This window comes from Flavivirga amylovorans (assembly GCF_030540875.1).
GTDB classification, from domain to species: domain Bacteria; phylum Bacteroidota; class Bacteroidia; order Flavobacteriales; family Flavobacteriaceae; genus Flavivirga; species Flavivirga amylovorans.
Window position 1 is genome coordinate 337,857 of sequence record NZ_JAUOEM010000004.1, and the last position, 25,381, is coordinate 363,237.

Consider the following 25,381-nt stretch of genomic DNA (forward strand, 5'->3'; position numbering starts at 1 on the left):
CTATTTGAATTTAAGATTTGAATAAATACATTTGTTGAATAAACGAATTTAAATTAGTACTATGAATATTCCATCAGAATTAAAATACACTAAAGATCACGAATGGATTAAAATTGAAGGTGATGTTGCAACTATTGGTATCACAGATTTTGCACAAAGTGAATTAGGAGATATTGTATATGTAGAAGTAGAGACCGTTGATGAAACATTAGATGCCGAAGAGATTTTTGGAACAGTTGAAGCGGTTAAAACGGTATCGGACTTGTTTTTACCATTATCTGGTGAAATTATAGAGTTTAATGAATCTTTAGAAGATGAACCAGAAAAAGTAAATAGCGACCCTTACGGTGATGGTTGGATGATAAAACTAAAATGTTCAGATCTTTCCCAAGTAGAAGGGCTTATGTCTGATGATGATTACAAAGCGTTAATAGGTGCTTAAAAAACTAACACCTATAATAACCATAATATATTCGTTAACGTTAGCTGCAGTTAGTTTAATTAAGCTTAATAATGTTCCAGATATAGGTGTTTCTTTTGGAGATAAAATATTTCACTTTTTAGCCTATTTTGTTTTAACGACTTTATGGTTTTATACGTTTTTATATGCTTTTAAATTTAAAAGTAAAAAAGCTATATTTTCTGCCGCTATTCTTTCAATTTTATTTGGTATAATTATTGAAGTCTTACAGGATAGTATTACAGTTTCAAGAAGCCTAGATGTTTATGATGCTGTTGCTAATACCATTGGTGCTTTATTGTCATCAGTTGTATTATGGTTTAAAAGTAATTTGAGCGTTAAAAACGCATAAACACTTGCTTTTTTTATAAATAAATAGTTATTTTAGCAATCTTGATAAATGATATAAATTATGGAACCTAAAAAAAATCCTAAATCCAATGTTGGGCGTAACAGTTCACTTTACTTCGCTATTGGTTTAGCATTGATGTTATTTTTAACAAACTATGCTATCAATTATAAAACTTATGATAAGTCTGATACAGACATAGGAATGGTAGATATGGATGAAGAATTGGAAGAAGAAATCCCAATTACTGAGCAAATACAAACACCGCCGCCTCCACCTCCACCACCAGCTGCACCAGAAGTTATTGAGATTGTTGAAGATGAAGTTGAAATAGAAGAAACAGTTATAGAGTCTACTGAGGTAGATCAAGAGACTGAGATTGTTGAGGTAGAAGAAATAGAAGTAGAAGAAGTCGAAGAGGATATAGATGTACCGTTTTCTGTAATTGAGAATGTACCTGTTTTTCCAGGATGTGAAAAAGAGAAAAATAATACTAAGAAAAGAGATTGCATGTCTAAAAAAATAGCGCAATTTGTTAATAGAAAATTCAATACAGAATTAGCTAGTGACTTAGGCTTATCAGGAAGACAACGTATCAACGTTATTTTTAAAATAGATAAAACTGGTAATATTACAGGTATTCGTGCAAGAGCACCACACCCAGGTTTAGAAAAAGAAGCAACTCGTGTTATTGGTCTGTTACCAAAAATGAAACCAGGAAAACAACGTGGAAAACCAGTAAACGTTCCATATTCGTTACCAATTATTTTCCAAGTACAAGATTAAGTTATAACGTCCTGTAGATCAGGAATCATAATAATATAAAATCCCGTTACAAATTTTGTAACGGGATTTCTTTTTTGGTATGCTTATTGTGTTTTTATCATAATATTAACATTTATACTATAATTATTATGAGTAATCAAAAGAAAACTCACGAACTCATTCGGCAAAATGAGCAAATCGTGAAAAAATCACAAAAGCATGATGCAAATTTACAAAAAAACACGACGCTTTACTTTCAAATAGGGTTAATTGTGTGCTTACTGGCAGCCTTTGGCTTGTTAGAGATGAAGTTTGAAACTACTATTCCCAAGGAGTATACGATTGTTGTTCCAGACGATCCAGTGACAATTTCAGTTGAGAAATTTAAAGTTTATGAAGAACCAAAAGCCGAGGAGAAACCAAAACCTCAGAAAAAAAAAGTATTGTTAATTAGAGATCCTAAGATTGTTGATGATGATCATGTTATGAAAGAAGCATTGGGTATAGTCACACCAGAACAGAATACGAGCTCTGAAACACTGATCGATCCAAGCTCTATAAATCCTGGAGAAGAGCCAGTAGAACCAGAAGACGTTCCTTTTATTTCGATAGAAACAGCACCTATTTATCCTGGTTGTGAAAAGGCAAAAAGCAATGAGGAAAGGAAAAAATGTATGTCTAAAAAAATAACAAAACTTGTTCAAAGAAAATTTAAAGGAAACGATATAGCATCAGACTATGGATTATCGGGGAAACAAAAAATTTACGTAAGGTTTAAAATTGATAAAACGGGGCATGTAACAGATATACAAACCAGATCTCCACACCCAAAACTAGAACATGAAGCAGAACGTGTCATCAATATTATTCCGAAAATGACACCAGGTAAACAACGCGATAAAAATGTAGGAGTTATTTATACATTACCAATCATTTTTTATGCTGAATAATCAGTAAAACATTATAATTTTAAATTTTTAAAACCGTTATCATTTTATAGAAAAGAATTCCCCGAGGCTCTGCTTCGGGGTTTCCGTTGAAGTTGTCATTCCCGTGGAAACGGGAATCTAAATAACAGAATTTCGATTTTTTGACCCAAAGTTCAAAATGAAATGATCGAAATACGTCTATGGCTCTGCCTCGAAAATAGCTCGTTTCAAGAAATTCTTTATTCGATAGCGGTTTTTTTGACCTGAACTTGTTTCAGGTTCATTCTGGTTTACAGAAAGGAATATTCGTTTGTGTTTCTGTTTGTCAGTTAATTATTTGTCAAGTATTTGTTCTCGTTTCTAATAGAGAAACGGTCTTAATGCCTTATTCGAACATTAATGATGTAAGTGTTTAGAAATAGATTAGAACTTTTTTGTTAATTAGCTCTAAAAAAATATAGTATCTTTCTGCACAAAATAAATATTAGCCTATTTTCATGAAGAGATTCATTTTACTGTTTCTACTTTTAGTTCAATATAATAGTTATTCACAGGATACCTTTTTAGCTGAAAAGCCACCAGTTTTTCCAAATTGTGAAACTATTGCTATTGATTCTTTACAACAATGTTTTGATAGAAATGTATTCGAACATATCTATAAGAATTTTAAGATACCTCAGAGAGTACGAGACGAAGCATATAAAGGAGAAGTTGTAGTTCTTTTTGAAGTAGATACTACAGGACAATTTAGAGTCATTTATATTGATGCTATTTACAAAGAGTTAAAAGAAGAAACCATTCGAGTATTTTCAACCTTCCCAAAGATCGCACCAGCGACCTATAATAGTAGAAAAACATATAAGCAATATTCGCTGCCTATAAAAATCCCTTTAATTAATCAAGCAGTAAAAACGCAGGACTTGGCAAAAGAGAATAAGATGTCCAAGTTAGAACAGCAATCAAAAACAGAGTTTGATAATGTTAACGTCGATTTAAAAACTTTTGAAGATAAAGCACATAATAGTCAATTAAATATCCAATTTACACATAGTGACTATTCAAGATTCGATAGAAGTATGAATCTTGTAGGAACTAATAGCCATACAGCTTCAAAACCGTTTGTGTACGATGAAGTTTCTAAATACTACGATTTTAAGGCTGAAAAAGAAACATTAAAAAGACAAACAGATACTTGGGCTGGCAAAAAACTTTGGAATGAACATTTAGTACAATTGCAAGGTAAAGACTATTGGTTTACAATCGATCCAATATTTGATTTACAAGTAGGAAAAGATACAGACGCTAATTTTAGTTCAACATACAATAATACAAGAGGTGTTTTAGTACAAGGAGGCTTAGGAAAAAAGTTTAATTTCTATACTTCGGTATTCGAAAGTCAAGGAAGATTTGCTCAATATGTAAATGAATATGCAGAGAGTTTAAAAGCTTTTGGTCCAGATCCTGCAATTATTCCAGGGCGAGGTATTGCAAAAAGATTTAAAACAGATTCTTACGATTATCCAGTAGCAGAAGCTTATTTGTCATACGCTCCAGCTAAGTTTATAAATGTTCAATTTGGACATGGTAAAAATTTTATTGGTGATGGGTATCGATCATTATTACTTAGTGATGTCGCAAGTCCGCACCCCTTTTTTAAAATAAACACGAAGTTTTGGAAAATAAAATATACCAATACTTGGACGTGGTTAAAAGATGTAAGACCAGAAGTTGTAGGTGATAAAGCATTTTTAACTAAATATATAGCAAACCATTATTTAAGTTGGAATGTATCCAAACGATTAAATATTGGGTTATTCGAATCGGTACTTTGGACAAATTCTAACGACAGGGGCTTCGATATTAACTATCTAAATCCTATTATCTTTTATAGAGCTATTGAGTTTGAGACAGGGCAAGGTGCTGGGAACGCGCTTCTTGGTGCATCGACCAAATACAAATGGAATGATAATGTAAATATATATGGTCAATTTATTTTAGATGAATTTTCTTTAGCAGATGTTAAAGCCGGTGAAAAAAGTTGGAAAAATAAATTTGGATACCAATTAGGTGTTAAATATTTTAATGCATTTAAAGTTGATAATTTATTATTGCAATTTGAATATAACAGAGTAAGGCCTTATACCTATTCACATAATACGATAGTACTTAACTATGCGCACAATAACCAATCTATGGCGCACTTATGGGGTGCAAATTTCAGCGAAGCTATTTTAATTGCACGGTATCGTTACAAGCGTTTGTTTGCCGATGCAAAACTTATTTATGGCATACGTGGATTAGATTTTAACGATGGAACAGACAATTTTAGTTATGGAGGAGATATCTATAGAGATTATAATGATAGACCCTTTGATACTGGTATTAAAGTGGGTCAAGGTATAAAAACCAAAACCATTAATGCTAATTTACAAGCAGGTTATCTTATTAATCCAGCATCTAACTTAAAGGTATTTGCAGACATTACTTTTAGAGATTTTAATCCAGAGGCAGAAACTACTACTACCTTTAAAAGCAATACCGTTTGGTTTAATTTTGGAGTTAGAACCGATCTATTTAATTGGTATTTTGATTTTTAGCATATTCCTGCGAAGGCAGGAATCTCAGGATAATAAGTTTTGAACCTGATTTTTTCTCTATTTGATTAGTGCTAAATTTAATATTTTAACCTGAGTAAACTTTATTAAAAACATCTTATATAATCCAATGAAATACAGCTGTTTGTCATGACGGAGCTAAGTATGAGTGACGAGACATCTCATCATGATGAGATTCATCCTCGTTCCTCGTTGGAATGACATGGTTTCTCCCTTAAAACCTTTTAAGTATTTGATTAATTTCCGCCGCTACCAATTAGCATGTATACATTATCGGTGAGTTTTATCGTTTCTATGGTAACATTGTCAAAATTACGCTGTGCATAATTAGGAAAACTAATTAAAAATACAATAACCGATAATTTGAATAGTTTCATGAAATTGAATTAAAATGAATTGTGTATAGTGATAAAGATATTAAAAATGCACTTAGCATTGCTCAAAATGCTTTTATAGAGTATATTTGCACTCGCAATTAAAAGCCATAGAGCAGATATCATATTGAGCAATTCAAAATCTTCATTAGCAACATCTTCTGTTATTTCAGATTTTAAAGAAATCACTAAAATGCGTTTGGCATTAAGTGTGGTTTTTTCATCATTAGCAGGTTATTTATTGGGTGTTAATACCGTTGACTTTAAAACGCTAATACTTTTAGCTTTTGGAGGCTATTTTATGGTAGGTGCATCAAATGCTTTTAATCAAATTATTGAAAAGGATTTAGATGCTTTAATGAAGCGAACTGAGAATAGACCTATTCCGGCGGGACGAATGTCTGTAACTACAGCATTTATCATTGCGTCTCTTTTTACGTTATTAGGTATTATTATTTTATACACCATTAACAAGCAAACGGCTATGTTTGGTGCTATTTCAATATTTTTATATACCTGCGTATATACACCTCTAAAAACAAAAACACCATTGGCAGTTTTTGTAGGTGCTATTCCAGGAGCCATCCCTTTTATGTTAGGATGGGTAGCAGCTACAGACGATTTTGGAATAGAACCGGGAACATTATTCGCCTTGCAATTTTTTTGGCAATTCCCTCACTTCTGGGCAATTGGCTGGTTTTTGTTTGATGATTACAAAAAAGGAGGTTTTTTTATGCTACCAACAGGAAAGCAAGATAAAGGAACAGCAGTACAAACTATAATGTATACCATTTGGACATTACTGGTATCTATTATACCGGTTTTTGGATTTACTGGAAAACTACAATTATCCATTGTTGCGGCAATATTGGTTTTTAGTTTAGGATTAGGTATGTTGTATTATGCAATTCGATTGTTTAAAGAAATGACCGAAAAAGCAGCAAAACAACTCATGCTAGCTAGTGTTTCCTATATTACCCTTGTACAAATAGTGTATGTCATAGATAAATTTATAAGATAACCATGGATTTAACTCAAGGAACACAAGAAGAGAAAAATAACAGAGCAAAAAAAATGATGCTTTGGTTTGGTATCATTTCGTTAATCATGTCTTTTATGGGGTGGACAAGTGCTTTCATTGTAAGTAGCTCCAGACCAGATTGGTTAAAAGATTTTGTATTACCTAATGCTTTTTTAATAAGTACTGTGGTAATCGTTATTAGTAGTATATCCTTCATTTTAGCTAAAAAAGCTTTGAAAATTGGAAATAGAGGGATGACAACACTTTGGTTATTTGTAACACTTATTTTAGGTATTATTTTTATTTTTAATCAATTTTCAGGCTTTCAGCAAATAATAGATTTAGGTTATAATTTTACTGGACCGACCAGTAACGTAACGATGTCTTACATTTATTTAATAGCTATAGTGCATATATTGCACGTGGTTGTTGGGTTAATTTGTTTGTTGGTCGTAATTTATAATCATTTTAAACAAAAGTATGATGTAACGAAAATGCTTGGTTTGGAACTAGCAGCAAACTTTTGGCATTTTATAGATATACTATGGGTTTATCTCTTTTTGTTTTTATATTTCATTCGATGATTTTTATTGATTTCTAATGGTCTCATGTAACATCCAAAGTAGCTTTTTTTTGAAGTGTGTATAATTTAGTGTTGGATGTTTTATTAGATGAATAAATTGATTATTTTTGTGCAACTTTTAAAAAACAACCATTATATATGAGTACTACAGTTGTAAATACTGGAACAGAAGGTAAAACTTGGGGAGGCGCTACAAAGCCTCTAAACGCAAGTTATGGTAAAATGATGATGTGGTTTTTCATCGTTTCGGATGCTTTAACATTTTCAGGGTTCTTAGCAGCCTATGGATTTTCAAGATTTAAATTTATTGATTCATGGCCAATCGCCGATGAAGTGTTTACTCACTTTCCATTTTTACATGGTGTAAATGCACCTATGTATTATGTGGCTTTTATGACGTTTGTTCTTATTATGTCATCAGTAACTATGGTGCTAGCTGTAGATGCAGGTCATCATTTAAATAAATCAAAAGTTACTATTTATATGTTTTTAACCATTATTGGTGGTGTTATATTTGTAGGCTCACAAGCTTGGGAATGGGGAACATTTATTAAAGGTGATTACGGAGCTGTACAAACTAAAGGAGGTAATATTTTACAGTTTGTAGATACAGAAGGACATCGTGTAGCGTTAAGAGATTTTGTTGTAGCTGATCCACATGCAGAAAGAACACAACACGATCGTAAAGGTGGTTTGTGGTTTGTTTCAGAAGGAACATTACCAACATATACTGTTGAAGAAGTAGTACATGGCTTAGAAGCTCACAATAATGTTTTAGTTAGAACACAGATAATTAATGAAGCTGGTGAAAAAACTGTTTTATCTAGAGCTGAATCATTAAAACAAATAAAAGAAAACGGAAAAGTTGTTGTAGAAGGAGCTAATTTACATGTTAATGAATATGGTTCACCTCTATTTGCTGACTTCTTTTTCTTTATAACTGGTTTTCACGGTTTTCACGTATTTTCTGGAGTTATTATAAATATCATTATTTTCTTTAATGTGATTTTAGGAACTTATGAGAGACGTAAAAACTACGAAATGGTTGAAAAAGTTGGGTTATACTGGCACTTTGTAGATTTAGTTTGGGTATTTGTATTTACATTCTTCTACCTAGTTTAATTGAATTAAAATATAGTTTCATTTCCTTGACGAAGGAAATCTAAAAAGCATTTAAAAATGGCACACGAACATAAATTAGAAATATTTAGAGGTTTAGTTAAGTTTAAATCAAATACTCAAAAAATTTGGGGTGTTTTAATTTTCTTAACGGTTGTAACAATAGTGGAAGTTGTATTAGGTATTTTAAAACCAGAGTCTTTAATGGGGCAGGTTTTAGGAATGAAAGCACTTAACTGGATATTCATTATTTTAACGATTGTAAAAGCATATTATATTACTTGGGATTTCATGCACATGCGTGACGAAGTAAAAGCTTTAAGACGTATGGTGGTATGGACTGCAATATTCTTAATTCTATATTTAATATTTATTTTATTACAAGAAGGCGGTTACGTTTTCGATGTATATAAAGATGGATTTATAAAAAGAGATTTTTAACTAAATTTGTTAGAGCCTTTATTGAGCTAAAACAAAGTGTTAAATAGAGATATAAAGACGGTTTTTAAACCGTCTTTTTTTATTTTTGCAAACATTATATTTTTTATAGAAACATTGTTATTTGATGGATTACAAGAAAGTAAGTCGGTATATCGTTTTAGGAGTTTTGTTTTTTCTTCCTGTAACGTTTTTGTTGTTTTTATACCCTGCAACCCATAATTATACACCGCTAGATATCATTAATGAATCGGTTGTAGACTTACAACAATTTTCCTCAGACTCTGAAGAACAAATCCTTTTAAAAGATCATATTACAGTATTAGGCTTTTTAGGTAATAATCCGTTAAATAAAGCAACCACTGCATCTAATTTAAAAGAATTGGTTTACGATAAGTTTAAAGGTTTTAAACGGTTTCAAATAGTCATAGTGATGCCTAAAGGTACAGAAGATGCTGTAGATAAACTTAAAGCGGAAATTAGCTCGTATGAAGATTTAAGGTTTTGGCATTTTATTTTTGGTGAACCTAGTAATATCCAGAAGTTGTTTTTCAGTTTAAAAAGTAAAATGGATCTTTCTGAAAATTTAGATACAGATCATGTGTTTATAATAGATAAAGATTTAAACCAACGCGGACGTATTGATGACAGAACAGATAATGAACTTGAAAAGAATAAACCTGTTTATGGTTTAAATTCTTATGATTGTATTGAAGTTGCAGAAGTAAAGAATAAAATGAGTGAAGATATGCGCATTTTGTTTACTGAATATAGACAGAAAAGAAAAGGAGAATTTAACTCTGATACAAGGAGAGCGAGCGATTTAAAAGCTGAAAAATAAAATATAAGTTCCTGTCCTTGAAGGAATAGTGAAATAAAAAGATTCCCTTTTTCAAGGGAATGTAAAAGATTAATTAAATGAAAAAAACGAATTATTCATATATAGGAATTGCGTTTATCATTCTGGTTTTTGGTATTATTTTTATACCCAAAATTGTAGACAGAATTTATAATAAAGACATTATTAGAAATGAAAGTAGAAGTGATTTTGCAGATGATAAAAAGGCAGCTGTGTCAGATTTAGCTTTTATCGAGATAAATGGAGAGCCTAAAAAAGTACCAGCTTTTTCTTTTACAAACCAACATGGAAAAACCATAACTAATAAAGAATATGAAGGTAAGGTTTATGTCGTAGAGTTCTTTTTTACGACATGCCCAACTATTTGCCCGAGAATGAATGCGAACTTAATTCAAATTCAAAATACCTTTAAAGATTTTAATGACTTTGGAGTGGCATCATTCACTATAAATCCAGACCATGATACAGCAGAGGTTCTCAAAGCTTATGCTGATAAATATGGTGTTACAAACCCTAATTGGCATTTAATGACTGGAGATCAAGAAACCATTTACGAACTATCAAACAAAGGATTCAATTTATACACTGCGGAAGAAGAAGACGTATTAGGAGGTTTTGAGCATTCAGGTAATTTTGCTTTAATTGATAAAAATGGATTCATTAGATCGAGAAAAGACAATTTTGGTAACCCTATTATTTATTATAGAGGTATCGTTTCTGAAGCAGAACAAGTTGATGACGAGGGTGTGAAAGAAGAAATTAGCCTACTAAAAGAAGATATTAAGAAGTTACTTAATGAATAATTAATGTCGTTCTGAGCATTGCCGATCACAAAATATATTTTGTGTGAAGGTAGCAAGCAAAGCTTATCGAAGAATCTAGATAAAGAATAAATTATGATTGAAAATAGTAATAGTATAGACGATAAAAAATACAACAAGTTAATAGTAGCTTTATCTATATTAATACCAGTAGTTGTAGCTATTTTATTTGGTGTGAAAATTCCAAATGTAGAACCATTAACATTTCTACCACCAATTTATGCCTCAATAAATGGAGTTACAGCGTTGGTTTTAATATTAGCTGTGTTTCAAATTAAAAAAGGAAATAGAGTAGCTCATGAAAGATTAATGAAGTTTGCAATTATACTTTCGGTATTATTTTTAGTCATGTATGTAGCCTATCATATGACAAGCGATTCTACTAAATTTGGGGCAGAAGGCGCTATTAAATATATTTACTATTTTATTTTGCTAACGCATATACTATTGTCAATTATTGTTATTCCTTTTGTATTAATCACCTATGTAAGAGGGATCACTAATAATATAGAGAAACATAAAAAAATAGCAAAAATCACATTTCCACTATGGTTGTATGTAGCTGTAACGGGAGTTGTTGTTTATATTATGATTTCACCTTACTATATTTAAGTCTTAATTATGAAAAGTAAAATTCTCTTTTTTGTCTTTTCTTTCCTCTTTTTTTTAGAGACGAATGCTCAGTGCGCTATGTGTCGTGCTGTCTTAGAAAGTGAAGAAGGGCAGACAGCAGCAGAAGGTATTAATGACGGTATTGTATATTTAATGGCCATACCGTACATTCTTGTAGGAGGATTAGGGTACTTCATTTATAAGAAATACAATACGTTAAAAAAATAATAAAAACTTTTCGGAATAATTTTTGTAACATTTCTTTGTCTTTGAAGTCTAACTATAAAGCTTAAAGGCTTACTCTAATCAATCGAGAAATGTTAAAAATTAATCAACTGCACAAATCCTATCCAATAGGTGATTCTAGTTTACATGTTTTAAAAGGTATTGACCTCGAAGTTAAAGAAGCCGAAATGGTAGCAATCATGGGGTCTTCAGGTTCAGGTAAGTCTACACTACTTAATATTATTGGTATGTTAGATGAAGCAGATTCTGGCGATTATATATTAGATGGTTTACTCATAAAAGATCTTACCGAAAAGAAAGCAGCAGTATATAGAAACAAGTTTTTAGGATTCATTTTTCAGTCTTTTAATCTTATTAATTATAAGAATGCTCTAGAAAATGTAGCACTACCTCTATATTATCAAGGAATGAAACGTAAGGAACGTCAGGAAAAAGCCATGTTTCATTTAGAAAAAGTGGGCTTGGCAGATTGGGCACAACATTTACCAAAAGAACTTTCGGGAGGGCAGAATCAACGTGTTGCCATAGCTAGAGCATTGGCAGCAAACCCTAAGCTGTTATTAGCAGATGAACCAACAGGAGCATTGGACACAAAAACCTCTTATGAGATCATGGCGTTTATTCAACAATTAAATGATGAAGGAAAAACCATTTTAATGGTAACGCATGAGGAAGATATAGCCAATATGTGCAAACGAATTGTTCGCTTGCGTGATGGGGTGATTATGGAAGACAAAAAGGTAGAACAGGTAAGAGCAGAACAGTATGTTTGATTTAGACCTTTGGCGGGAAATATTTCAAAGTATTAATATGAACAGGACCAGAAGCTTATTATCTGGTTTTACAGTGGCCTTTGCGATACTATTATTTACTATTTTATTTGGTATAGCCAATGGTTTACAAAATACATTTGCTGAAGCATTTATAGATGATGCTACAAATTCAATTTTTATAAATTCAGGTAAAACAACAAAAGCTCATAAGGGTTTACAGGCAGGAAGACGTATTAAATTCAAGAATGAAGATTTTGATTATGTAAAAGAGGAGTTTGGAAATAAAGTAGAGTTTATTACGGCCCGTCTTTATAGAAATGTACAAGCATCGTATCGAAATGAACAAAATGGTTATAATTTAAGAGCGGTCCACCCAGACCACCAGTTTTTGGAAAAAACTAAGATAAAAGAAGGCAGGTACATCAATCAGAATGATGTAAAAAATAGAACCAAAGTTGTTGTTATAGGTAGATTAGTAGAAGAAGATCTATTTTTAAAAACAACAGCCTTAGGTAAGTATATAAACCTTAGTGGAATTCAATACAAAGTTGTTGGCATTTTTACAGATGATGGAGGCGATAATGAAGAACGTCTAATCTATATGCCTATTTCTACAGCACAGCACATTTATGGTAATAATGATTACATAGATCAAATAAATTTGACTTATAACCCAGAGATGAATTATGATCAAGCATTATCTTTTGGAAATCTAATTACTAGAAAAATGAAAGATCGTTTTTCTGTAGCTAAAAGTGATCAACGAGCTATAAGAGTTCGTAATATGGCAGAAGGAACCAAGGCTGTTAGTCAAATGACTTTTGGGTTAAGTGTTATCATTTTGGTTATTGGTTTTGGAACACTTATGGCTGGTATTGTAGGTGTTAGTAATATTATGATTTTTATTGTAAAAGAACGCACCAAAGAAATAGGGATTCGTAAAGCATTGGGTGCATCACCTAGATCGATTGTCTCAATAATTTTAATAGAATCTATATTAATTACAGCCATTGCTGGATATGTTGGGTTGCTACTAGGAGTAGGTGTATTGGAATTGGTAGGACCTAGCCTAAAAACATATTTTATAAAAGACCCAGGTGTTAGTAATAGTTTGGTTGTTGGAGCTACTCTTACTCTAATAATTGCAGGAGCTATTGCAGGTTATTTACCCGCAAAAAAGGCATCAAAAATAAAACCTATTGTAGCACTAAGAAACGATTAATATGTTTAAGTTTTTATTTGATAGAGATACCTGGCAAGAAGTTTACGATAGCTTTAGTAAAAATAAACTAAGGTCTATACTAACCATGGTAGGTGTTTGGTGGGGGATTTTATTATTAATTGGACTACTTGGTTCGGCTAGAGGGTTGGAAAACTCATTTAATCGTTTATTTGGTGATTTTGCAACTAATAGTGTTTTTGTTTGGGGAGAAAATACAAGTAAACCCTTTAAAGGATTTCAAGAAGGTAGACAGGTCAGATTATCATTATCTGATGCAAAAAAAGTAGAAGAAAATGTTGAAGGAATAGAATTTGTTGTTCCAAGAAACCAGAATCGAGCAACAGTTATTAGAAAGTTTCTTTCAGGTAGTTTTCAAATGGCAGGGGATTATCCCTTACTAGATCAAGTACAAAAGAAAAAATTAATCCACGGAAGGTTTATCAATCAAAATGACATAGATCTTAATAGAAAAGTGGTTCTATTATCAGAGGACACCTATAAACAATTGTTTGAAAAAGAGGAAAAGGCTGTTGGAGAATATGTACAGATTAATAGTATGAATTTTAAAGTTATTGGCATATTTAAGAATGGGAATGTAAATATGGGACCATCGACAGATATGCATATTCCGTTTACAACCTTTCAGCAAATATATAATAGAGGGGATGAGATAGGTTGGATGATGATAACCGGAAAGCCAGAATATGATATTAAGCAAATTGAAGCTGATACTAAACTATTACTTAAAAATTTAAATAGAATTCACCCAAAAGATAAGCGTGCTTTCGGAAGTTTTAATTTAGGTAAAGAATTTTCTAAAGTAACAGGCTTTTTAACTGGAATGCAATTTTTAACATGGTTTGTAGGCATTGCAACATTAATAGCGGGTGTATTTGCTATTGGTAATATTCTACTTATTACTGTAAAAGAACGCACCAAAGAAATAGGTGTACGCCGTGCATTAGGAGCCACACCATTTGAAATTAAAAGACAAATAGTTGTTGAAGCTGTTTTTTTAACATTATTAGCAGGTGTCGTTGGAATAATAACGGGAGGGTGGATTTTAATAGGCTTAGATTCTGCTTTTGGACAAGGAGACGATGCAGCTATCGTTAATGCGTCAGTATCGATAGCCGTTGTATTTATAGCATTAGTAATATTAGTGATTTTAGGAACTTTAATCGGATTAATTCCCGCATTTAAAGCGACAAGTATAAAACCAATAGAAGCATTAAGAGAAGAATAAATAATCAAAAAAATGAACAAGACAGTAAGAATTATTTTGATAATAGTAGCAATCATACTATTAGCTTGGGTATTAAAATACTTTAAAGAAGCAAACTCAAAGGATGTTGTAGATTATAAAGTTGAAACGCCTTTTTATACCTCTATTAATACAAAAGCAGTTGCAACAGGGAAATTAAATCCTGAAGAAGAGGTTGAATTAAAGCCTCAAATTTCTGGGATAGTAGATGAAATATTAGTTGAAGAAGGCGACATTGTAAAAAAAGGCGATTTAATTGCTAAGATTAGAGTAGTTCCTAATGAGCAAAGTTTAGTAAGTGCAAAAAGTAGAATAGCAACTGCGAGGTTATCTTTCGATAATGCTAAAGTATTATACAATAGAAATAAAACATTATTTGATAAAGGGGTTATTTCTATTCAGGATTTTGAAAACAGCGAGCTGTCATACAATCAAGCAAAAGAATCATTAGCGCAATCGCAAAATGATTACCAAATTATTAAGAGAGGCTCTATTTCAGGAGGTAGCTCTGCAAATACAAATATTATAGCACAAATAGCAGGAACTATTTTAGAAATCCCAGTTCGAGAAGGCGATCAAGTTATACAGAGTAATAATTTTAATGAAGGAACAACCATTGCAACCATTGCAGACATGAGTCTTATGATTTTTGAAGGGAAAGTTGATGAAGCAGAAGTAGGTAAATTAGAAGAAGGAAAAGAAATAAAGGTGATCCTTGGAGCTATTAACGACAAAGAGTTTCCCGCTAAGTTAACGTTTGTAGCTCCCAAAGGAAAAGAAGAAAATGGAGCCGTTCAATTTACAATTAAAGCAAATGTTACTATAGACTCAACCACAAATGTAAGGGCTGGCTACAGCGCAAATGCAGAAATAGATATTGAAAGTAAGGATAGTGTTTTAGCCATTAGAGAAGCGTTAGTACAATATAACAGAATTACAGAAAAGCCTTTTGTCGAAATATTAAATAGCGATAATAAGTTTAAAAAAGAAGATGTTAAAATAGGTCTTTCGGATGGTATTAATGTTGAAATTACCAAGGGTGTAAAGGAAGGTGATAAAGTCAAAGTTTGGAACAAAGCATCAAAAGATAATGAAGATGAAGAAGAGAATAATGATTAATTTGAAACGACAGATGAAACATAGTTTAATAGTGTGCATGTTGTTTTTTGTGATGTCATCTTTTGCACAAGATAAAAAATGGACATTGCGAGAATGTGTAGACCATGCACTTGAAAATAATATCTCTATAAAGCAAAGTGGATTAGACTTAGAATTAAGTGAGTTGAGCAAAAAGGGGGCTATTGGTAATTTTTTGCCCACACTAAGTGCTTCTGGTTCACATTCATGGAATATTGGTCTTAATCAAAATATTACAACAGGTTTATTAGAAAATCAAACAACTCAATTTACATCTATAGGATTATCGTCAAATGTTCCAATTTATAGTGGGCTAAGAAATATAAATCAGTTACATAGGGCTAATTTGGAAATTTTAGCAAGTCAATACCGACTTTCAGATATGAAAGACGATATTTCACTTCTCGTTGCAAATTCATTTTTACAAATATTGTTTAATAAAGAACAACTAAAGGTTCAAAAAGCTCAGTATGAAGTAACCAATCAGGAATTGAAAAGGGGCATTGAATTGGTTGAAGCTGGTGTTTTGCCAGAAGGCGACGTATTAGAATTAAAGGCAACACTTGCCTCTCAGGAACAACAAATTGTAAATGCCGAGAATTCAATTTTATTATCTAAAATAAATTTGGCCCAAACTTTGCTAATTGATGATTATCAAAATTTCGATATAGTGGAGGTAGAATATAATGTCCCCTTAACTACGGTATTGAGTCAACCCTCAAAGGTTATAATAGAAAAAGCAAAGGAAAATAGGTACGATTTAAAAATTGCAGAAGCTAGTGTTAAATTAGCTGATTATGATTTAAAATTAGCTAAAGGTAGTTTGCAACCAACGCTTTCTGCCTTTTATGGATATAATACAAGAGCATCCTATAGCGATAGAATTCTTGGTGTTGATAGAATTCCAGATGGAACTAACACTACTATAGGTTTTGTTGAAGGCACCGGGGAGGCTGTATTGTCACCAAATTTCACATCAACATCCATTATTGGTGGGCCAGATGCTTTGTTGGATCAGTTTAGTATAAATGATGGCCATTCATTTGGATTGAGTTTAAATATTCCAATATTTAATGGGTTTTCTCTTAAAAATAATGTTAAAAGAAATAGTATTAATTTAGAGCGCTCTAAAAATCAATTGGAGCAAGCTAATCTTGATCTTGAAACAGAAGTTTATCAAGCATTAAATGATTCAAAAGGAGCTTTAAAAGCTTACGAAGCAGCTTTAAAGACTATTGATGCTAGAGAAGAAGCTTTTAATTATTCAAGAGAACGATATAATATTGGGCTATTAAATTCATTTGATCTTAGTCAATCTCAAGCCAGATTTGAACAAGCACAAAGTGATGTAGTTCGTACCAAATATGACTATATTTTTAAATTAAAGGTTTTAGAATTTTATTTTGGAATACCTATAACAAATTTAGATTAATGTTAATACTTAATATAGAAACGGCAACAACTAACTGTTCGGTATCACTTTCAAAAGGAGGAGAAACAGTAGTTTTAAAAGAAGATTACGATAAAAATTATTCACATGCCGAAAGACTTCATATTTATATTGAAGACCTTTTAAAAGAAGCTCAAATAACATCAGAACATTTAGACGCCATAGCTGTAAGCAAAGGCCCTGGGTCTTATACGGGTTTACGAATTGGAGTTTCAGCGGCAAAGGGGCTTTGTTTTGCTTTAGATAAACCGTTAATTTCTGTTTCAACCTTAGAAGCTTTAGCGCATCAGGTTACTTGTGATAATGGTGTTATTATCTCTATGTTAGACGCTAGAAGAATGGAAGTGTATTCTGCTATTTTTGATGCTGATTATAATCAAGTAAGAGATACCCAAGCTCAAATTTTAGATGAAAATTCTTTTGAAGATTATTTAGAAAAAGGATCTGTTTACTTCATTGGAAATGGTGTTGAAAAAGCAAAAACATTAATCAAGCATCCAAACGCTGTTTTTATTGATGATAAATTACCATCAGCAAACGAAATGAGCCATTTGGCATATAATAAATATAAAATAAGCGACATAGAAGATGTCGCTTATTTTGAACCTTATTATTTAAAAGATTTTGTGGCTTTAAAGCCTAAATCTGTTTAAGCGTCTTTATGGATCTCAACTTGGTGTGGATATGGTATTTCAATACCAGCAGCATCGAGAGCTTCTTTAACGTGTTCAGTAACATCGAAATAAACATCCCAATAATGTTCGGTTTTACACCAAGGTCTTACGGCAAAATTTACTGAACTATCTGCTAATTCAATAACTGTTACAGCCGGTTCTGGATCTTTTAAGACTTTTGAATGAGCCGTTAGAACCCCCATTAAAACATCCTTAGTTTTCTTAATATCAGAATCGTATCCCACACCAAAAACCAAATCAACACGTCGTGTCCCTTCGGTGGTATAATTTATAATGTTTCCATTAGATAAAGAACCGTTGGGGATTATAATTTCTTTATTAGATAACCCAGTTAACTTAGTTGTAAAAATCTCAATTTCTTTAACTACACCAATTTCACCTTGAGCTTCAATTAAATCACCAATTTTAATGGGTTTAAAAATCATAATTAAAACACCACCAGCAAAATTTCCTAAAGAGCCTTGTAATGCTAACCCAACGGCTAAACCAGCTGCTGCTATAATGGCAGCGAATGAGGTCGTTTCTACGCCTACGGTGCCAAGAACTACAATGATTAAAATAATTTTTAAAATCCAACCGATAAGGTTTAATAAAAACTTTTGAAGGCTCTCGTCATAATCTTGTTTTGACATCACTTTTTTAGTGCCTTTCATAAGTTTTTTGATGACCCATGAACCAATTATCCAGATAACAATAGCACCTAAAATATTAAGTCCATATTCTAGAGCTAGATCAAGCCATTTTTCTACTTCAATATTTTCTAAATTCATAGTATTTAATTTTCAAAATTAAAGGTTAATAATTTTTTAAAAGAAACAACTTATTAAAGCCAAAATAGCGGGAACCGATTGGAAATAAAATAGTTTTATTTTCTTTGTTGAGTAAGACCCATAGATACCCGCAATAGTCACACAAATAAGAAAAAAAATGGCAAGTGTTGTATCTTTTAGAATAATGGAAAAAATAAGTCCTGCAGCCAAAAAACCATTGTACAATCCTTGGTTAGCAGCTAACACTCTAGTTTCTTCGGCAAATTCTTTGGACTTTAATCCAAAGGCTTTTATACCTTTTGGCTTTGTCCACAAAAACATTTCTAAAACAAGAAAATAAATATGCTCAAAAGCAACTATCGCAATTAATAAAATGGTTATAAAAGTCATTCTTTTAGTAGTGTTATGGCCTTATTAACTTCAGATACGGGGAGTTTACATGCCTTATTTACACAAACATAAATAAGCGTATTATCAGGATTGTATCTGTTTTCTAATAAAGGTAAATTATTTTCTGTAGTACTACCGGCAATAAGCTTATTAGGAATATACGTTTGATTTAATTCGGTAATTTTATTTTTTGCATCTTTTCCAACTACGGCAACCTCATAGTACGGATTTGTATAATTGAGCATTAAATCAAACCAATTTGAATAGCCCGACGGATATTCCTGCATTTCTGGTTTTACATTATTTAACATGCTCATGGCTGTTTGACTATAATGTGTATTATCAAAATAATGAGATAGTTTGAAAAGGTTTTTTGCCATAATAGAATTACTTGCAGGAATGACATTATCTCGGTATTCAATGCTTCTTGTAACTAAAGATTCATCTTCATCTGATGTGAAGTAAAACATTTTACTTTCATCATTAAAAAAATGATCGAAAGCATAATTAGCTAAATCCCTTGAAGTAGTAAGCCATGTTTCATTTAGTGTGTTTTCATAAAGCGCTAAAAAGGCATCAATAGTGGCAGCATAATCTTCTAAATAACCGTTAATATTACTTTTTTCATTTTTATAATTATGGTCTAAACCACCATCTTCTCGCAATTGATTTTTAATTATGAAAGTAGCATTTTTTTCAGCGGAAGCTAAATAAGAAGGATCTTCAAACACTCTGTAAGCATCAACGTAGCCTTTAAGCATTAAAGCATTCCATGAAGTAAGTGTTTTATCATCTAAACGAGGCTTAGAACGTTTATCGCGAACGGTTGTTAAAGCGTCCTTCCATTGCTTTTTCTTTTTGGTTAAAAGGTCTTTTGTTGAATCATACTTTTTGATGATTTTTTCATCATCGTCCTTTCTAATTAAAACATAATTACCATGTTCCCAAAGCCCATAATTATTAATATTATAGTAATCTGAAAACAATTCATAGTCTTCTTTTAAAAGTGTTTTTAGTTCGTCTTTTTGCCAAACATAAAACGCGCCTTCTTCTAATTCGCCTTCTGGAGTATTACTATCTGCATCTAATGACGAGTAAAATGCACCATTTTCGGTAGTCATTTCTCTTTTTATATAGTCTAAAGTTTCCGTGACGATATCTTTATACAATTCATTTTTAGTAATAAGATAAGCATCTGAATATAAGCTTACTAGTTGCCCGTTATCGTAAAGCATTTTTTCAAAATGAGGTACGTGCCATTTCTCATCTACTGAATATCTTGAGAAACCACCACCAATTTGATCAAAAACGCCACCATAGGCCATTTTTTTGAGTGTTAAATTAACATAGTCTAGAAGTTTTTCATCATTTGTTTGATAGGCGTATCTTAACAAAAAATGATAGTTATTGGGCATCATAAATTTTGGAGCCCTATTCATACCACCTTGACTATTGTCAAACTGCGTAGACCATGTTTTAATGGCATTAGCTATATAATCACTCTCAAAAACGGGCTCGTCCGTATTTAAGGTTACTATGTCTAAAGTTTTTAATCCTTGTTCCAGTTTATCTGCATATTCGTAAAGTTTTTCAGGTTTCTCTACATATAATTTCGAGATTTGCTCTAAGGCACTCATCCATTGTTTTTTAGGAACATAAGTTTCTCCCCAAATTGGCCTTCCATCTGGCAAAGCAATAGCATTTAAAGGCCAGCCGCCTCTTCCTGTCATAAGTTGAACAGCATTCATATATACTTGGTCGACATCGGGGCGTTCTTCTCTATCAACTTTTACATTAATAAAGTTTTTATTCATAACCTGAGCAACTAAACTATCTTCAAAACTTTCATGCTCCATAACATGGCACCAATGGCAAGCAGCATAACCAACACTAATTAATAATAATTTATTTTCAGCTTTAGCTTTGGCTAATGTATTTTCATTCCAAGCATTCCAATTTACTGGGTTGTGGGCATGTTGTAATAAATATGGACTTGTTTCATGTATTAGGTCGTTGGTATATTTGTGTTCCATAGATTTTGTGTTCTGACCTTTGCAGCTTATTATTAAAATAATGAATAAAAATAATTGTAAATGCTTCATTCATCAAAGTTAGCGAAATTTAAGCATAAAAAAAGCGCTCCTTTCAGAACGCTTATGTTTTAAAATAAAAGTAAACTTAATTCACTTCAAATGTGATTTTAAGATTTACTCTAAATTCAGTAACCTCACCATCCTTTACAATGGCACTTTGATCTTGAATATATACAGAACGAATGTTTTTCACACTTTTAGAGGCATGTTTTACTGCTTTTTTTGTGGCATCTTCCCAGCTTTTATCTGAGTTTGATAAAACTTCAATTACTTTTAATACTGACATGGTTTAATGTTTAAGTTAAATAATACGCTTTAAGAGTCGCTATTTACTTTGACACATGCTAATTAAAAAAGTCACCTATATTTAACCATTTATAGCTTCCACCATGTCTATTTTACCTGGTAGCATTTCTTTTAACATATTTTCTATCCCACTTTTTAATGTATATGTAGAAGAAGGACAACCACTACATGCACCTTGTAGCATAACACTCACGTTTTTGGTATTCTCATCGTAAGATATAAATTGAATATTGCCACCATCGCTAGCTACAGCTGGTTTTACATACTCTTCAAGAATATTTATTATTTCTTTTGATGTATCATCCAATGTTTCAAAATGATCATCTACTTGTGTTGTTGTTTTTTGTAAAGTTTCCGCGGCATTTGGTAATACGACTTCTTTACCATTTTCTATATAGTGTTTTATAAACTCGCGAACTTGTACTGTAATATCTTGCCATTCAGCAATATCATACTTAGTAATAGATACATAATTTTCATCTATAAAAACACTTTTTACAAAAGGAAAATGAAATAATTCTGTTGCTAATGGCGATAACTTTGCTTCATCAATAGATGTGAATTCAAAAAGAGTCGTTACTATTTTTTTGTTAGTAACAAACTTCATAACGGAAGGGTTTGGAGTGCTTTCGGCATAGACTGTTACAGGTACTTTTTTTGTAACAGAAGAAGCTTCCTCTATGACGATACCTCCATCGTTTAGATACCCTTCAATTTGTTCTGCAACTTCATCTTGAACATCATTCCATTCAACTATATCATAACGTTCAACAGCAACAAAATTTCCAGAAATATAGACCTTTTTTACAAATGGTAAATAAAATAATTGCTGAGCTAAGGGTGACGCTTTTGCTTCATCTATATTATTGAATTCAAAGCTTTGATGCTTTGTTATAAATTGATTTAATTCAAATTTAACAATCGTATTATTGGATGTTTCTTGCACAGAAACCTTGAAAGTATTCATTTTAGCTAATTTTTTACAAAAATACTAAAAGAAAACGTAGTTATCTATATATTTGAGTTCTATGACTTATAGTTTAAGATAAATGATGGGGAATTTTATCTTTACCTTTAAAGTTATAAACATCAAATTATTAGTGTTTAACCAAAATCTACTTGAGGTGAAATTTATGAAATTGAAAAATGTTTTAGCGATGGTGATAGGAGTATTCTTTACTCATATTTCGACTTCTCAAGAAGGGTTACCAATATATACCGATTATCTTACGGATAATTATTATTTGATCCATCCATCTATGGCTGGTGCTGCTAATTGTGCTAAAATTAGATTAACAGGAAGACAACAATGGTTTGGGCAAGATGATGCACCAAAACTGCTAACATTGAGTTTAAATGGAAGGATAGGAGATTCCCAATCTGCAATAGGGGGTATTTTATATACAGATAAAAACGGATATCATTCTCAAACGGGTGCTTATGTGACGTATGCACATCATTTAATGTTTTCTAGAAGTGAAGCTGATTTAAACATGTTATCCTTTGGTTTAAGTGCAGGTGTTATTCAATATAAATTAGATGAAACGTCTTTTTTGTTTGATGGTCCAGATCCTATAATCAACGGGACAGTAAGAAATGAGGGTAACTTTAATATGGATTTTGGATTTTCTTACCATTATCTGGATTTTTATGCCCATGGTACAGTGAAGAATCTATTGAAAAATTCAGGGATTAACAATGATATTGAGATAACGAGTAATTTAAGACGTTATTTGTTTTCTGCTGGTTATGTTTATAGCAGATACGGAAGTGAATGGAGTTTTGAACCTTCAATCATGTTTCAACATAAAGATGGAACAAAAGAGTCTTCAATTGATGCTAATGCAAAAGCTTACAAGCAAATGGGTTTTGGTAAAATTTGGGGGGGCTTATCATATAGAACAAGTTTAGATGGTGCTGAGTTTTTAACAAGTTCTGGAAGCGTAAGAAGTCAGAAACTACAACAAATAACACCCATTATAGGTATTGATTACAACCAGTTTATGTTTGCATATACCTATACATATCAAACAAACTCAGTGGTATTTACAAATGGTGGTTTTCACCAATTTACACTGGGATACAATTTTAATTGTAAACCGAAACGTTACGAGTGTAATTGCCCTGCGGTTAATTAATAAAAAGAAGCGGCTCGTAAAAACGAGCCGCTTCTTTTTAGTTCCAACTATATTTTTTTCTTTTTGCTTGTTCTTTTATAGCTTTAGTCATGGCATTTTCTAATCCATTATCAGCTCCTTTTTTCTGTTTTGAAATGTATTCTTTACGTTTTATGTTAAGTTCCTGAATCTTTTTTTGGATAGTGCTTCTTTCTTTACTTTTCTCGGCAACATAAGTTTTAATTTCGTCTTTAGTTTTTCCTTTTAGTTCTTTAGGCAAAGCATCGTTTTTAATGTCTTCAATAACGACTTCCTCTTGTTCTACAGCATCAACTAAATCCCAAGTTTTGTTTTTATATAAATGAGAACTTTTACTTACTGTTCTACTCACAGCATTGGCTTTACTATAATTTCCTGCATTAGAATCTTGTTGCATTTGAAGCTCCTTTTTTTGTCTCCCTATTTGTCCATAAACTACATACGTTTTATTTAATTTCTGATTTAAAATTAGGATCTCATCATCGTAAGGCGATGCAATATGCACTGTTGTTTTATTTTGGTTTATAGCCATATAATCACCATTAGTTAATTGAGCACCATCCTTCCAATAAGTAGAAATTCCTTGTTTATAATCACCGCAAAAGATAGTATTTATGGTAATGTCTTTTTCTTTTGCATTGGTAGACGCATCTTTATAATTTATTTTTCCTTGAGTAAATGGCTCGTTACCTGCAATAAAAATAAGTTTTAAATCGTCTGGATTTTTACCCCAGTTTAATTGATTTAATGAAGTCTGTATTACTTGCCCACAATACTCTTCACCACCATTGGTTGTTAAAGAAAATAGCTCTTTAGAAATTTCGTCTAAATCATCGCTAAAAGATAATACTTGTCTAATATAACCTTCATTTCCGTTTAATCTATCGTTACCATATTCGTATAAAGCAATTTCTAAATTAGGTTTATTAGTGCCACATTTAGCATAAGATAATTCGTTTACGATATCCCAAAGTTGTGCTTTAGCTTGATCTATAAGACCGTCCATACTATTACTAGTATCTAACAAAAGAGCGACTTTAATAAATTGTTTACTAGGATCGTGGTGTTTCTTTTCTACTGAAGTATATACTAAGTCTTGTTTTTTGTTGTTTGCGTTGCACGCTGTAAACCCAATTAAGGCAATACAGAATAAGAATGTTTTAAATTGTGTTTTCATGATATTTACGTTTTTTAATTTAAGATGAATTTTACTAGTACAGTTTCAGAAACTGTTATTGTTTTAATGTTTAGGTCTTGAATTTTATTAAATTTGGATTCAGCTCCATAATTTGAATTAAGACCTCTTATGTTTATTCCGTTTGCGTTTCCAATCATGCCATTTAGAGCATCGAAGCTTTGTTCTTTAATAAATAAAGCTTTTCCAATATTTTGATTAATAACTTCGGCGTAAGCATTCGCCTTTTCTTTAGCGACTTTTAAAGCTTTTAATTTAGTGTCTCTTCTTATTTTTTCGATATCCGAATGACTGGTTTTTATAATTGAAATATTTGAAACATCTATTCGATCTAAAGCTTGATATACTTTTCCTAGTGTTTCACCGTCATTAATAATTAACTGATAGCGTTTTATTTTAGTGACTCTGTTATCTGCTAAAAACGTTTTTTTGTAATAGCCATTAAAATCAAGAATTGAAAAGTTTTTATCTAAATTGATGGAGAGCGATTTCAAGGTTGAGATCATTTGGTTTTCTTGCTTCTCAATACCCACCTTACCTTTTTTATCATTTTCATTGAGTATAATATTGAGATAAATTTCATTAGGAATGATTTCGGTTTTAACTTGTCCAGTAACTTCAATATAAGGTTGATCAATAAAATTCTTTTCTCCATTTTGAGCAAATGTGATGGTAGAAAAAAGAATAATAAATAAGAGGCATTTTGTGATTTTCATATGATTATTGTTTTTTGATTAAC

Annotated in this window: 28 protein-coding genes; 20 read left to right on the plus strand and 8 right to left on the minus strand. The window is 31.7% G+C overall.

Annotated features, from left to right (window positions below; genetic code table 11):
- The first annotated feature begins 61 nt into the window (after positions 1 to 61).
- The 5 genes from gcvH (at position 62) to Q4Q39_RS13070 (ending at position 5,100) form a co-directional block, all read left to right on the plus strand.
- Positions 62 to 442, plus strand: coding sequence for a glycine cleavage system protein GcvH (gene gcvH / locus Q4Q39_RS13050; RefSeq protein WP_303282950.1), 381 nt, complete (start codon positions 62 to 64; stop codon positions 440 to 442).
- Positions 435 to 812 (plus strand): VanZ family protein, encoded by a 378-nt coding sequence (locus Q4Q39_RS13055; RefSeq protein ID WP_303282951.1) that lies wholly within the window; start codon positions 435 to 437, stop codon positions 810 to 812. Before gcvH ends, Q4Q39_RS13055 begins: the two co-directional genes overlap by 8 nt.
- 60 nt (positions 813 to 872) lie before the next feature.
- Positions 873 to 1,595 carry an energy transducer TonB gene (locus tag Q4Q39_RS13060; RefSeq protein ID WP_303282952.1) on the plus strand — a complete coding sequence of 241 codons (723 nt, stop codon included), beginning with the start codon at positions 873 to 875 and terminating at the stop codon, positions 1,593 to 1,595.
- A 179-nt stretch (positions 1,596 to 1,774) separates the two neighbouring features.
- Positions 1,775 to 2,524 carry an energy transducer TonB gene (locus tag Q4Q39_RS13065; protein ID WP_303282953.1) on the plus strand — a complete coding sequence of 250 codons (750 nt, stop codon included), beginning with the start codon at positions 1,775 to 1,777 and terminating at the stop codon, positions 2,522 to 2,524.
- Between the two features lie 476 nt (positions 2,525 to 3,000).
- Positions 3,001 to 5,100 (plus strand): gliding motility protein RemB, encoded by a 2,100-nt coding sequence (locus Q4Q39_RS13070; protein WP_303282954.1) that lies wholly within the window; start codon positions 3,001 to 3,003, stop codon positions 5,098 to 5,100.
- A 254-nt stretch (positions 5,101 to 5,354) separates the two neighbouring features.
- Here the strand turns inward: Q4Q39_RS13070 and Q4Q39_RS13075 are convergent, their stop codons facing one another.
- Complete coding sequence (locus Q4Q39_RS13075; RefSeq protein ID WP_303282955.1) at positions 5,355 to 5,495, minus strand: hypothetical protein; 141 nt, start codon at positions 5,493 to 5,495, stop codon at positions 5,355 to 5,357.
- A 124-nt stretch (positions 5,496 to 5,619) separates the two neighbouring features.
- Between Q4Q39_RS13075 and cyoE the strand changes: the two genes are divergently transcribed.
- The 14 genes from cyoE (at position 5,620) to tsaB (ending at position 17,690) form a co-directional block, all read left to right on the plus strand.
- On the plus strand, positions 5,620 to 6,513 hold the full coding sequence (cyoE, locus tag Q4Q39_RS13080; protein ID WP_303282956.1) for a heme o synthase: 894 nt from the start codon (positions 5,620 to 5,622) through the stop codon (positions 6,511 to 6,513).
- A 2-nt stretch (positions 6,514 to 6,515) separates the two neighbouring features.
- Positions 6,516 to 7,097 carry a cytochrome c oxidase subunit 3 gene (locus Q4Q39_RS13085; protein ID WP_303282957.1) on the plus strand — a complete coding sequence of 194 codons (582 nt, stop codon included), beginning with the start codon at positions 6,516 to 6,518 and terminating at the stop codon, positions 7,095 to 7,097.
- A gap of 137 nt (positions 7,098 to 7,234) precedes the next feature.
- Positions 7,235 to 8,218: a cytochrome c oxidase subunit 3 gene (locus tag Q4Q39_RS13090; protein ID WP_303282958.1), complete on the plus strand. Its 984-nt coding sequence runs from the start codon at positions 7,235 to 7,237 to the stop codon at positions 8,216 to 8,218.
- Positions 8,219 to 8,275: 57 nt separating this feature from the next.
- A complete protein-coding gene (locus Q4Q39_RS13095; protein ID WP_303282959.1) occupies positions 8,276 to 8,656 on the plus strand; it encodes a cytochrome C oxidase subunit IV family protein in 381 nt (126 codons plus the stop codon).
- A gap of 124 nt (positions 8,657 to 8,780) precedes the next feature.
- A complete protein-coding gene (locus Q4Q39_RS13100; RefSeq protein ID WP_303282960.1) occupies positions 8,781 to 9,494 on the plus strand; it encodes a hypothetical protein in 714 nt (237 codons plus the stop codon).
- Positions 9,495 to 9,571: 77 nt separating this feature from the next.
- Entirely contained in the window at positions 9,572 to 10,315 is a 744-nt protein-coding gene (locus Q4Q39_RS13105; RefSeq protein WP_303282961.1) for an SCO family protein, read from the plus strand.
- A gap of 93 nt (positions 10,316 to 10,408) precedes the next feature.
- Positions 10,409 to 10,945 (plus strand): DUF420 domain-containing protein, encoded by a 537-nt coding sequence (locus Q4Q39_RS13110; RefSeq protein WP_303282962.1) that lies wholly within the window; start codon positions 10,409 to 10,411, stop codon positions 10,943 to 10,945.
- Positions 10,946 to 10,954: 9 nt separating this feature from the next.
- Positions 10,955 to 11,173 (plus strand): hypothetical protein, encoded by a 219-nt coding sequence (locus tag Q4Q39_RS13115; RefSeq protein ID WP_303282963.1) that lies wholly within the window; start codon positions 10,955 to 10,957, stop codon positions 11,171 to 11,173.
- A gap of 89 nt (positions 11,174 to 11,262) precedes the next feature.
- On the plus strand, positions 11,263 to 11,964 hold the full coding sequence (locus Q4Q39_RS13120; RefSeq protein ID WP_303282964.1) for an ABC transporter ATP-binding protein: 702 nt from the start codon (positions 11,263 to 11,265) through the stop codon (positions 11,962 to 11,964).
- Entirely contained in the window at positions 11,957 to 13,186 is a 1,230-nt protein-coding gene (locus Q4Q39_RS13125; RefSeq protein ID WP_303282965.1) for an ABC transporter permease, read from the plus strand. The genes Q4Q39_RS13120 and Q4Q39_RS13125 overlap by 8 nt, the downstream gene beginning before the upstream one ends.
- Before the next feature lies 1 nt (position 13,187).
- Positions 13,188 to 14,432, plus strand: a complete 1,245-nt coding sequence (locus Q4Q39_RS13130) for an ABC transporter permease (RefSeq protein ID WP_303282966.1) — start codon at positions 13,188 to 13,190, stop codon at positions 14,430 to 14,432.
- A 12-nt stretch (positions 14,433 to 14,444) separates the two neighbouring features.
- Complete coding sequence (locus Q4Q39_RS13135) at positions 14,445 to 15,569, plus strand: efflux RND transporter periplasmic adaptor subunit (protein WP_303282967.1); 1,125 nt, start codon at positions 14,445 to 14,447, stop codon at positions 15,567 to 15,569.
- Positions 15,547 to 17,019, plus strand: coding sequence for a TolC family protein (locus Q4Q39_RS13140; protein ID WP_303282968.1), 1,473 nt, complete (start codon positions 15,547 to 15,549; stop codon positions 17,017 to 17,019). Before Q4Q39_RS13135 ends, Q4Q39_RS13140 begins: the two co-directional genes overlap by 23 nt.
- Positions 17,019 to 17,690, plus strand: a complete 672-nt coding sequence (gene tsaB / locus Q4Q39_RS13145; protein ID WP_303282969.1) for a tRNA (adenosine(37)-N6)-threonylcarbamoyltransferase complex dimerization subunit type 1 TsaB — start codon at positions 17,019 to 17,021, stop codon at positions 17,688 to 17,690. The genes Q4Q39_RS13140 and tsaB overlap by 1 nt, the downstream gene beginning before the upstream one ends.
- Here the strand turns inward: tsaB and Q4Q39_RS13150 are convergent.
- The 5 genes from Q4Q39_RS13150 to Q4Q39_RS13170 form a co-directional block, all read right to left on the minus strand.
- On the minus strand, positions 17,687 to 18,502 hold the full coding sequence (locus tag Q4Q39_RS13150) for a mechanosensitive ion channel family protein (RefSeq protein WP_303282970.1): 816 nt from the start codon (positions 18,500 to 18,502) through the stop codon (positions 17,687 to 17,689). The genes tsaB and Q4Q39_RS13150 overlap by 4 nt on opposite strands.
- Positions 18,503 to 18,538: 36 nt before the next feature.
- Positions 18,539 to 18,892, minus strand: coding sequence for a DUF1304 domain-containing protein (locus Q4Q39_RS13155; protein WP_303282971.1), 354 nt, complete (start codon positions 18,890 to 18,892; stop codon positions 18,539 to 18,541).
- On the minus strand, positions 18,889 to 20,994 hold the full coding sequence (locus tag Q4Q39_RS13160; protein ID WP_437439777.1) for a thioredoxin domain-containing protein: 2,106 nt from the start codon (positions 20,992 to 20,994) through the stop codon (positions 18,889 to 18,891). The genes Q4Q39_RS13155 and Q4Q39_RS13160 overlap by 4 nt, the downstream gene beginning before the upstream one ends.
- Positions 20,995 to 21,070: 76 nt before the next feature.
- Positions 21,071 to 21,271, minus strand: coding sequence for a dodecin family protein (locus Q4Q39_RS13165; RefSeq protein WP_303282973.1), 201 nt, complete (start codon positions 21,269 to 21,271; stop codon positions 21,071 to 21,073).
- A gap of 81 nt (positions 21,272 to 21,352) precedes the next feature.
- Positions 21,353 to 22,258, minus strand: a complete 906-nt coding sequence (locus tag Q4Q39_RS13170) for a NifU family protein (RefSeq protein WP_303282974.1) — start codon at positions 22,256 to 22,258, stop codon at positions 21,353 to 21,355.
- Between the two features lie 166 nt (positions 22,259 to 22,424).
- Here Q4Q39_RS13170 and Q4Q39_RS13175 point away from each other — a divergent pair, with 166 nt between their 5' ends.
- Positions 22,425 to 23,429, plus strand: coding sequence for a PorP/SprF family type IX secretion system membrane protein (locus Q4Q39_RS13175; protein WP_303282975.1), 1,005 nt, complete (start codon positions 22,425 to 22,427; stop codon positions 23,427 to 23,429).
- Between the two features lie 37 nt (positions 23,430 to 23,466).
- Here the strand turns inward: Q4Q39_RS13175 and Q4Q39_RS13180 are convergent, their stop codons facing one another.
- Positions 23,467 to 24,624, minus strand: coding sequence for a vWA domain-containing protein (locus Q4Q39_RS13180; protein ID WP_303282976.1), 1,158 nt, complete (start codon positions 24,622 to 24,624; stop codon positions 23,467 to 23,469).
- 14 nt (positions 24,625 to 24,638) lie between these two features.
- Positions 24,639 to 25,358 carry an SIMPL domain-containing protein gene (locus Q4Q39_RS13185; protein ID WP_303282977.1) on the minus strand — a complete coding sequence of 240 codons (720 nt, stop codon included), beginning with the start codon at positions 25,356 to 25,358 and terminating at the stop codon, positions 24,639 to 24,641.
- Positions 25,359 to 25,381: the final 23 nt, after the last annotated feature.

What these genes read in the sequence shown, in the direction of transcription:
- gcvH (WP_303282950.1), top strand. Translation starts at nt 62, where the DNA reads ATGAATATTCCATCAGAATTAAAATACACTAAAGATCACGAATGGATT.
- Q4Q39_RS13060 (WP_303282952.1), top strand. Translation starts at nt 873, where the DNA reads ATGGAACCTAAAAAAAATCCTAAATCCAATGTTGGGCGTAACAGTTCA.
- Q4Q39_RS13070 (WP_303282954.1), top strand. Translation starts at nt 3,001, where the DNA reads ATGAAGAGATTCATTTTACTGTTTCTACTTTTAGTTCAATATAATAGT.
- Q4Q39_RS13075 (WP_303282955.1), bottom strand. Translation starts at nt 5,495, where the DNA reads ATGAAACTATTCAAATTATCGGTTATTGTATTTTTAATTAGTTTTCCT.
- Q4Q39_RS13085 (WP_303282957.1), top strand. Translation starts at nt 6,516, where the DNA reads ATGGATTTAACTCAAGGAACACAAGAAGAGAAAAATAACAGAGCAAAA.
- Q4Q39_RS13090 (WP_303282958.1), top strand. Translation starts at nt 7,235, where the DNA reads ATGAGTACTACAGTTGTAAATACTGGAACAGAAGGTAAAACTTGGGGA.
- Q4Q39_RS13095 (WP_303282959.1), top strand. Translation starts at nt 8,276, where the DNA reads ATGGCACACGAACATAAATTAGAAATATTTAGAGGTTTAGTTAAGTTT.
- Q4Q39_RS13100 (WP_303282960.1), top strand. Translation starts at nt 8,781, where the DNA reads ATGGATTACAAGAAAGTAAGTCGGTATATCGTTTTAGGAGTTTTGTTT.
- Q4Q39_RS13105 (WP_303282961.1), top strand. Translation starts at nt 9,572, where the DNA reads ATGAAAAAAACGAATTATTCATATATAGGAATTGCGTTTATCATTCTG.
- Q4Q39_RS13110 (WP_303282962.1), top strand. Translation starts at nt 10,409, where the DNA reads ATGATTGAAAATAGTAATAGTATAGACGATAAAAAATACAACAAGTTA.
- Q4Q39_RS13115 (WP_303282963.1), top strand. Translation starts at nt 10,955, where the DNA reads ATGAAAAGTAAAATTCTCTTTTTTGTCTTTTCTTTCCTCTTTTTTTTA.
- Q4Q39_RS13120 (WP_303282964.1), top strand. Translation starts at nt 11,263, where the DNA reads ATGTTAAAAATTAATCAACTGCACAAATCCTATCCAATAGGTGATTCT.
- Q4Q39_RS13125 (WP_303282965.1), top strand. Translation starts at nt 11,957, where the DNA reads ATGTTTGATTTAGACCTTTGGCGGGAAATATTTCAAAGTATTAATATG.
- Q4Q39_RS13130 (WP_303282966.1), top strand. Translation starts at nt 13,188, where the DNA reads ATGTTTAAGTTTTTATTTGATAGAGATACCTGGCAAGAAGTTTACGAT.
- Q4Q39_RS13135 (WP_303282967.1), top strand. Translation starts at nt 14,445, where the DNA reads ATGAACAAGACAGTAAGAATTATTTTGATAATAGTAGCAATCATACTA.
- Q4Q39_RS13140 (WP_303282968.1), top strand. Translation starts at nt 15,547, where the DNA reads ATGAAGAAGAGAATAATGATTAATTTGAAACGACAGATGAAACATAGT.
- tsaB (WP_303282969.1), top strand. Translation starts at nt 17,019, where the DNA reads ATGTTAATACTTAATATAGAAACGGCAACAACTAACTGTTCGGTATCA.
- Q4Q39_RS13150 (WP_303282970.1), bottom strand. Translation starts at nt 18,502, where the DNA reads ATGAATTTAGAAAATATTGAAGTAGAAAAATGGCTTGATCTAGCTCTA.
- Q4Q39_RS13155 (WP_303282971.1), bottom strand. Translation starts at nt 18,892, where the DNA reads ATGACTTTTATAACCATTTTATTAATTGCGATAGTTGCTTTTGAGCAT.
- Q4Q39_RS13160 (WP_437439777.1), bottom strand. Translation starts at nt 20,994, where the DNA reads ATGAAGCATTTACAATTATTTTTATTCATTATTTTAATAATAAGCTGC.
- Q4Q39_RS13165 (WP_303282973.1), bottom strand. Translation starts at nt 21,271, where the DNA reads ATGTCAGTATTAAAAGTAATTGAAGTTTTATCAAACTCAGATAAAAGC.
- Q4Q39_RS13170 (WP_303282974.1), bottom strand. Translation starts at nt 22,258, where the DNA reads ATGAATACTTTCAAGGTTTCTGTGCAAGAAACATCCAATAATACGATT.
- Q4Q39_RS13175 (WP_303282975.1), top strand. Translation starts at nt 22,425, where the DNA reads ATGAAATTGAAAAATGTTTTAGCGATGGTGATAGGAGTATTCTTTACT.
- Q4Q39_RS13180 (WP_303282976.1), bottom strand. Translation starts at nt 24,624, where the DNA reads ATGAAAACACAATTTAAAACATTCTTATTCTGTATTGCCTTAATTGGG.
- Q4Q39_RS13185 (WP_303282977.1), bottom strand. Translation starts at nt 25,358, where the DNA reads ATGAAAATCACAAAATGCCTCTTATTTATTATTCTTTTTTCTACCATC.